Genomic DNA, 476 nt, shown 5'->3' with positions numbered 1-476 from the left:
CTGTATGAGTCCTCCGACCTCCGGAACTGGGAGTACCAGGGCCCGATTCTCACCGGCGACCGCGACACCGCCGGGACCGTCTGGGAATGCCCGGAGCTGCTCGATTTCGGGGACCGACAGCTCCTCCACATCTCGAACTACGAGGACGTGGTGTACTTCCTCGGGACGTACGAGGACGGCGAGTTCGACGCCGACCGCCGCGACAAGCTCGACCACGGCGACTTCTACGCCCCGCAGTCGATGTGGACCGACGACGGCCGCATCCTGACTTGGGGGTGGCTCCCCGAGGCCCGTGACGTGAGCGGGCAGTGGAACGCCGGCTGGTCCGGCGCGATGTCGCTGCCCCGGGAGCTGTCCCTGGCCGACGACGGCGGCCTGTGCCAGCGGCCAGCCCCCGAACTCACCGAGCTACGGGGCGACAACACCAGTTACGACGTGGTGCGCCTCGACGCGGGCGACACCGAGCAGTTGCCGGT

Annotated in this window: 1 pseudogene; it reads left to right on the top strand. The window is 68.9% G+C overall.

What is annotated here, in order from left to right:
* Window positions 1–476, top strand: a pseudogene (locus tag IL252_RS17290) (sucrose-6-phosphate hydrolase); the annotation flags it as partial.

It is taken from the genome of Halomicrobium sp. IBSBa, assembly GCF_017612575.1.
Classification (GTDB): domain Archaea; phylum Halobacteriota; class Halobacteria; order Halobacteriales; family Haloarculaceae; genus Halomicrobium.
This window is presented reverse-complemented; position numbering and strand designations above follow the sequence as displayed.